The organism is Stenotrophomonas sp. 05L414_2, assembly GCF_056397905.1.
In genome coordinates, this window is the sequence record NZ_JBFTOJ010000042.1 from 21,411 (window position 1) to 28,996 (window position 7,586).

A 7,586-nucleotide genomic window follows, 5' to 3' on the forward strand; every position below is an offset into this window, starting at 1 on the left:
TGTGAATCACGCTGCCTGCGACAACCGTGCTCCCGGCAGCTCCACCAACGTCCGCCCGTTGTGGTCCAGCAGCCGCATGGCGCCGTCGTGGTCCTCGGCCAACGCGGTCAGGCTCTCCACCCAGTCGCCGTCATTGGCGTAGACCAGACCGTCGCGTTCGATCAGTGCGGCGCGGTGGATGTGCCCACAGATGATGCCGTCGAGGCCTCGCCGGCGAACATCGTCCAGGCCGGCCTGCACGAAGCGCTCGATGTAGCGTTCAGCGGCACCACTCTGCCGTTTCAGGAATTCGGACAGTGACCAGTAGCGCATCCCGAGTCGGCGCCGCACCGCATTCAACAGATGGTTGCCGGTGAGGATGCGGTAGTACAGCCAGTCACCAAACCGCTCCTGCAGGCCACCGAAGTGGGTGACACCGTCATAGTCGTCGCCATGCGCCACCAGCAGCCGGCGGCCATCGGCGGTGGTGTGGATCGCACGGCGGCGCACCTGCATCGCCGGCAGCATCAGGCCGCACACCTGGCGCAGCGAGGCGTCGTGGTTGCCGGGGATGTAGATGATCTCGGTACCGGCGCGTCGCAGCGCGTGCAGGGCCAGGATGACCTCGCTGTGCGACTGCCGCCAGTTGGCGCGTCGGTGTGCCATCCACCACAGGTCGATGATGTCGCCGACCAGATACAGGCGCTCGCAGCGCAGGGTGCCGAGGAAACGCGCCAGCTCGGTGGCGTGGCAATGCCGCGACCCGAGATGAACATCGGAGACGAACACGGCGCGACGATGCGGTGCCAGGTTCGCCAGCGTGCTCATGCCGGCATCCCCGCATCGCGCAGATAGCGTTTGCGCTTGTGTGGCCGGATCGCGTGCAGGTCGACTTCGATCAGGCCGTCGATCGAGTCGCTGAAATCCGGATCGACGCCAAACGCCAGGAACCTTGCACCGCCGGGTTCGCACAGGTCTGTGTACTGCCGGTACAAGGTGGGCACACCGGTACCGAGCGCGGCGAGATTGGCTTTGAGCACGTCGAAGGCAGCCGCCGCATCCATCTCACCAAAGCAAGGTGGCGCGGCGAAGTACTGGAACGGCCGGTTCGACTGCACGCGGCCATCGGCTGCGCCGTAGTAACGCTGGTAATAGGCCACCAGCTGCTCCCGCGCATCGCGTGGCAGCGCGGCGCTGATGGACACCGCACCGAACAGGTAGCGGATGCCGGGCTGGCATTGCAGGTAAGCGCCGATGCCCTGCCACAGGTAATCCAGGCTGCGGCTGCCCCAGTAATCGGGCACCACGAAGCTGCGGCCCAATTCCAGGCCTTCGGCAATGCGGGGAATGGCGTCGTCGGAATAGCGGAACAGCGAAGCGCTGTAGAGCCCGGCCAGGCCCCGGCGCGCCAGCGCCTGCGCGCCCCGCATGATCCGGTAGGCACCGGCGATGCGCTGGGCGGTGCCGTCCCAGATCACGATGTGCTGGTAGTGCAGGTCGAAGTCATCCAGGTCGCGACTGCGCCCAGTGCCCTCGCCCACCTGGCGGAAAGTCAGTTCGCGCAGCCGCCCCAGCTCGTGCAGCAGCGGCGAATCGGCCGTGCAGCTGGCCAGCAGGATCTGTTTGCCATCGGCGGTCTGCCCCAGCACGGTGGCGGCGGCAATCGCAGCGGCGACCTGTGCAGGCGGCACCGGCGCGGCAAGCGGCTCGGGCCCTGCCGGGCAGCCTTCGGCAATGGCTGTGCTGCGCCCCAGCGCATATACCGCGCGGCGCACCGCCAGCAGCTGCGCGCCGGGATCACCCTGCCCCAGCTGCATCGGTTCGCCGATGCGCAGCCGCAGCGGCCGGCCGCGGCGGGCGAACATCTCCCGTGCCAGCAGTGCCGTACCGGCCGGCTTGAACAGGGTCGAAGCGCCGTAGAACAGCGCCGAATTGCGCGCTTCCACCCGCACCGGCAGTACCGGTGCGGCGGCGGCGCGGGCAAAGCGGACAAACCCCCGCTGCCAGCGGCCATCGCGGATGCCGAGCAGCGACAGCCGCGAGACCTCGCCGGCCGGGAACACGATCACGCACTGCTCGGCCGCCAGCGCCTGCTCCACCGCCTGCAGGCTGCTGCGCTGGACCTTGCCGCCGAGGATGCGTACCGGCAGCAGCAGGTCCTGCAGCGGCCCGATCGCGCCCAGCAGATCGTTGGCCACGATCCGCACGTCTCGGCGGATGCGGCCGACCGCATCCAGCAGCGCCAGCGCATCCAGCGCGCCGGAAGGGTGGTTGGCCACGATCAGCAGGCGGCCGGTGGCCGGGATCCGCGCCAGCGCGGCGGGGTCCACGTGGTAGCGACCCTCGATGAACTCCAGCCCGGCGGCGACGAAGTCGAAACCGCGCACGTTGGCGTTGCGGCGCAGGAACGCCTCGATCCGGTCCAGCCGCGACCAGCGTCCCACGCTGCGCAGCAGGGGCCGGGCCAGTTGGCCGCGACGGCCATGGAACCAGTCGGGATAGCGTTGCTGCAGACGCTGTTCGAGTTCCTGCATGGCGTGTCCACTCCTGCCCGGCGGCCGGGTTGGCCGAGAGCCTGCTCCCGGCAGGCGGCAGCCAGATGGCGGTTTGGCGGCAGAATGATGACGGCGCAGGTGCTGGCACATCCGGTCCCGGCGGTGGGCGGCAATGGTCACGCCAGTGGAACACTGCCTGTGCACGATGCCCCCACAGTGCCCGCCAAGGCCTGCTCTGCCGGGCACAACACCTTAACCACTGGCAACCCATACAGGTTCACAATGCACAGGCGGCGCACCCCGTGTATCATTCGCGCCCATCTTTCCATCCGAATCAAAGGATATTAAGCCTGATGTCCAGCTACCTCTTCACCTCCGAGTCGGTCTCTGAAGGCCATCCGGACAAGGTTGCCGACCAGATCTCCGATGCGGTGCTGGACGCGATCCTGACCCAGGACCAGCGCGCCCGCGTGGCCTGCGAGACCATGGTCAAGACCGGCGTTGCCATCGTTGCCGGCGAAATCACCACCAGCGCCTGGATCGACCTGGAAGCGCTGACCCGCAAGGTCATCGTGGACATCGGCTATGACAGCTCCGACGTCGGCTTCGACGGCGCCACCTGCGGCGTGCTGAACCTGATCGGCAAGCAGTCCCCGCACATCGCCCAGGGCGTTGACCGCAAGAAGCCGGAAGAAATGGGCGCTGGCGACCAGGGCCTGATGTTCGGCTATGCCACCAACGAAACCGACAGCTACATGCCGGCGGCGATCCACCTGTCGCACCGCCTGGTCGAGCAGCAGGCCAAGATCCGCAAGAAGCGCAACTCGCCGCTGTCCTGGCTGCGTCCGGACGCCAAGAGCCAGGTCACCCTGCGCTATGAAAACGGCGTGGTTTCGGCCATCGACGCGGTGGTCCTGTCGACCCAGCACGCCCCGGGCATCAAGCAGAAGGACCTCATCGAGGCCGTCCGCGAAGAGATCATCAAGCCGGTGCTGCCGGCCAAGTGGCTGCACAAGGGCACCAAGTTCCACATCAACCCGACCGGCAAGTTCGAGATCGGCGGCCCGGTGGGCGACTGCGGCCTGACCGGCCGCAAGATCATCGTCGACACCTACGGCGGCTGGGCTCGTCACGGTGGTGGCGCGTTCTCCGGCAAGGATCCGTCCAAGGTCGATCGTTCGGCCGCCTACGCTGCCCGCTACGTCGCCAAGAACGTGGTTGCCGCCGGCCTGGCCGACCGTTGCGAAGTGCAGGTCTCCTACGCCATCGGCGTGGCTGAGCCGACCTCGATCTCGGTCACCACCTTCGGCACCGGCAAGATCAGCGACGACAAGATCGAGAAGCTGATCCGCAAGCACTTCGACCTGCGCCCGTACGGCATCATCAAGATGCTGGACCTGATCCACCCGATGTACCAGCAGACCGCGGCCTATGGCCACTTCGGCCGCAAGCCGAAGGAGTTCAGCTACATCAACGGCGAGGGCGAGACCGTCAACGCCACGGCCTTCTCCTGGGAGAAGACCGATCGCGCCGCCGCCCTGCGCGCCGATGCGAAGCTGAAGTAAGAAACACGAAGGGCCGCGCAAGCGGCCCTTCTGCTTTCGGTAGTGCCGGCCGCTGGCCGGCAACCATGCATCGGTTTGCGGACATCATGAAGGTGCCGGCCGTTGGCCGGCAGATGGTAGTGCCGGTGGTTGCCGATACAATCGCCCCATGTCGACCGAACTCAAATCCCACCAGCTGTCCATGACCGTGCTGATGTCGCCGGAAATGGCCAATTTCTCCGGCAAGGTCCACGGTGGCGCGATCCTGCGCCTGCTCGACCAGGTCGCCTATGCCTGCGCCAGCCGCTATGCCGGCCGCTACGTGGTCACCCTGTCGGTGGACCAGGTAGTGTTCCGCCAGCCGATCGCGGTGGGCGAACTGGTCACCTTCCTTGCCTCGGTGAACTACACCGGTACCTCGTCGATGGAAATCGGCGTCAAGGTGGTGGCCGAGGACATCCTCAAGCGCAGCGTGCGCCACGCCAACAGCTGCTTCTTCACCATGGTGGCGGTGGACGAGGACGGCCGGCCGACGCCGGTTCCATCGCTGCAGCCGGCCAGTTCGGATGAAAAGCGCCGGCAGGCCGCGGCGCTGATCCGCCGCCAACTTCGGCAGGAAATGGAGCAGCGGCATCTGGAACTGCTGGCGTCCAATCCGCCGTCACCGGAAGAATGAAAGCGCGCCGACCGGGCTCGGCACCTGGCAAACCGGTAGTGCCGGCCGCTGGCCGGCAACTGCAGTAGCAGACACCATTCACGCAGGCCACCAGCGCACGCAGCAGGTCGTCGTCCTCGCGCCCGCTTTCGCGCCAGCGCTGCAGCAGGTCCACCTGCAGCACGCTGATCGGGTCCACATAGGGATTGCGCAGGCGGATCGACAGCGCCAGCCGCGCGTCGTGGTCCAGCAGGGTCTGCTGCTCCATCAGCGCCAGCAGCCAGTGCCGGGTCAGCTCCAGTTCGCGCTCGACCTGCGGGAAGAACGCATCGTGCAGCTCGCCGGACAGGCGCGAGAACTGTTCGGCGATGGTGATATCCCCCTTGGACAGCACCATCGCGATGTCATCCAGGAACGTGCGGAAGAACGGCCAGTCCCGCGCCATTTCACGCAACGTGGCTTCATGGCCGGCGTCGGCGGCCGCCTGCAGGCCGCTGCCGACCCCATACCAGCCCGGAATCACCGCGCGCGCCTGGCTCCAGGCGAACACCCACGGAATCGCGCGCAGGTTGGTCAAGGCCGCATCCTGGCCGAGCCGGCGCGACGGCCGCGATCCCAGCGTCATCCGTTCAATCACATCGATCGGCGTGGCGGTACGGAAGTAATCCATGAAACGCGGTTGGCCGACGAACGCCCGATAGACCTCGCTGCTGGAACCGGCGACCACGTCCATCACCGGCCGCCAATCATCCTCGCGCGGTTCGGCGGCACGCGGGCGCAGGCTGGCGCGCAGCACCGCACCGGTGGCTTGCTCCAGCGAACGCAATGCCAGCGCGCGGATGCCGTACTTGCGGTGGATCACCTCGCCCTGCTCGGTCACCCGCAGGCGGCCATCGATGCTGCCGCGTGGCGAGGCATCGACCGCGTGCGTGGTCTTGCCACCACCGCGGCTGATCGAGCCACCGCGGCCATGGAAGAAGGTCAGGCGCAGGCCCGCTTCGGCAGCCACTTCCAGCAGCTCCACCTGCGCGCGCTGCAGGCCCCAGCGTGATGCGGCAATGCCACCATCCTTGCTGCTGTCCGAATAGCCGAGCATCACCATCTGCACGTCCTCGCGTGCACGCAGGTGCGCGCGGTACACCGGATCGGCCAGCAGATCGCGCAGCGTCGCGGTGCCGCGCTTGAGGTCGTCCACGGTTTCGAACAGCGGCGCGATATCCAGCGGCACGTGGCCGGCGTCATCGACCAGGCCGCCACGACGCGCCAGGGCCAGCACCGCCAGCACATCGCCACGGTCGTGCGCCATCGAGATGATGTAGCTGCCCAGCGCGTCGCCACCATGCCGCGCACGGGCATCGGCCAAGGCCGCGAACACTGCATCCAAGCGCTGGTTGCCCTCATCATCGCCAACAGGCAATGGTGTTTCACCACTGGCATGCGGTGCCAGCAGGCGTGCGCGACCCGCTGTATCCAATGCGTCCCATGCCGCATCGCCCCCCAGCACTGCCGCCAGCGCGCGCGCATGCACGCTCGATTCCTGGCGCACATCCAGCCGCGCCAGATGGAAACCGAAGGTCTTCACCCGCCACAACAGGCGCTGCACCGCGAAGCCGCCGGCATGTTCGCCCCGGTTCGCGCGCAGGCTGTCGAGGATCAGCTGCAGGTCGTCGATCAGCTCGTCCGGGCCGGCATAGGCGCCGTCGGCATCATCCAGCGTGGCCTGCAGGCGTGCGCGCATGCGGTCATTGAGCAACCGATATGGCATGTCGGCATGGCGTGGCCGCGACTGCACCTGCGGCAGCAACTGCTGGTAATGCGCGACGCGCGCCTGCAGTGCATCGCTCACCCCAACCCGCTCGGTGGATTGGCTGAGCAGGCTGGCCAGCTGCAGCAGTTCCTTCTGGTAGCGGCCCAGCACGGCAACGCGCTGTGCATCCAGCGTATTGCGGATGGTGTGCGCATCCACATTGGGATTGCCGTCCATGTCGCCGCCCACCCACGTGCCGAAACGCAGCAGGCGCGGCAGCGGCAGTTCCGCGCTATAGGTATCGCGCAGTGCCTGTTGCAGCGATTCGTACAGCACCGGGATCACCCGGTACAGCACCTGCACCAGATAGAAGCCGACGTGCTCGCGTTCGTCGTCCACGGTCGGGCGCACCGGCGAGGAATCGGTGGTCTGCCACGAGGCGGTCAACGCCATGCGGAAACGCGCGGCATCTGCGGCTGCTTCACCCGGCGTGCGCTGGCCGTCGAGGTTGTCGACCAGGCTGGCCACCATCAGCTGTTCCTTCTCCAGCAGCGCGCGGCGCACCGCCTCGGTCGGGTGCGCGGTGAACACCGGCTCGATATCGATGCGTGGCAGCCACTGTGCCAGTTCATCCAGGCCGACGCCCTGCGCCTTCAGGTGCTGCAGGGCATCCTGCAGGCCATCGGGTTGCGGCGCGGCGGCAACGGCGCGCTGGTAGTCGCGGCGGCGACGGATGCGATGCACGCGCTCGGCGATGTTGACCACCTGGAAGTAGGTACTGAACGCACGCACCATTGTCTCGGCCTGCTGCGGTTCACGCCCAGCCAGGCCGTCGGCCAGCTCTGACAGCGGCGCCTGGTTCTCGCGGCGGGCAATGGCACGCGTGCGCACGTCCTCGACGTCATCGAGAAAGGCGGCCGATACCTGCTCGACCAGCAGGTCACCGACCAGTGCACCCAGACGGCGCACGTCGTCACGCAAGGGAAGATCAGGGGAAGCGAATTCGATACTGCTGCGGTACTCGTTCATCGGCGACGCACAGGCCTCGGTCAACGGATCCAGACCCCAAGCCTAAACCAGAACGCGTGCCGTGCTGCGCTGCAGAAATGGTTTCATCTGGTAGTGCCGGCCGCTGGCCGGCAACCTCACGTTGCGCAGGTCCATGA

At 67.2% G+C, this 7,586-nt stretch carries 4 protein-coding genes and 1 pseudogene; 2 read left to right on the forward strand and 3 right to left on the reverse strand.

Annotated features, from left to right (window positions below; genetic code table 11):
* Positions 1-6 precede the first annotated feature (6 nt).
* Complete coding sequence (locus tag AC1DJN_RS08205) at positions 7-807, reverse strand: UDP-2,3-diacylglucosamine diphosphatase (RefSeq protein ID WP_025877846.1); 801 nt, start codon at positions 805-807, stop codon at positions 7-9.
* Positions 804-2,513 carry a bifunctional ornithine lipid synthase OlsF gene (gene olsF / locus AC1DJN_RS08210; RefSeq protein ID WP_032974921.1) on the reverse strand — a complete coding sequence of 570 codons (1,710 nt, stop codon included), beginning with the start codon at positions 2,511-2,513 and terminating at the stop codon, positions 804-806. The genes AC1DJN_RS08205 and olsF overlap by 4 nt, the downstream gene beginning before the upstream one ends.
* A 314-nt stretch (positions 2,514-2,827) precedes the next feature.
* On the opposite strand from olsF, the gene metK reads away from it, so the two are divergent.
* The gene (metK, locus tag AC1DJN_RS08215; RefSeq protein WP_025876533.1) at positions 2,828-4,039 is read left to right on the forward strand and encodes a methionine adenosyltransferase; all 1,212 of its coding nucleotides are present in this window, start codon (positions 2,828-2,830) and stop codon (positions 4,037-4,039) included.
* Between the two features lie 148 nt (positions 4,040-4,187).
* Positions 4,188-4,694 carry an acyl-CoA thioesterase gene (locus tag AC1DJN_RS08220; protein ID WP_025876535.1) on the forward strand — a complete coding sequence of 169 codons (507 nt, stop codon included), beginning with the start codon at positions 4,188-4,190 and terminating at the stop codon, positions 4,692-4,694.
* A 70-nt stretch (positions 4,695-4,764) separates the two neighbouring features.
* Here the strand turns inward: AC1DJN_RS08220 and ppc are convergent.
* Positions 4,765-7,449 (reverse strand): annotated as a pseudogene (gene ppc / locus AC1DJN_RS08225) (phosphoenolpyruvate carboxylase); the annotation flags it as partial.
* Positions 7,450-7,586: the final 137 nt, after the last annotated feature.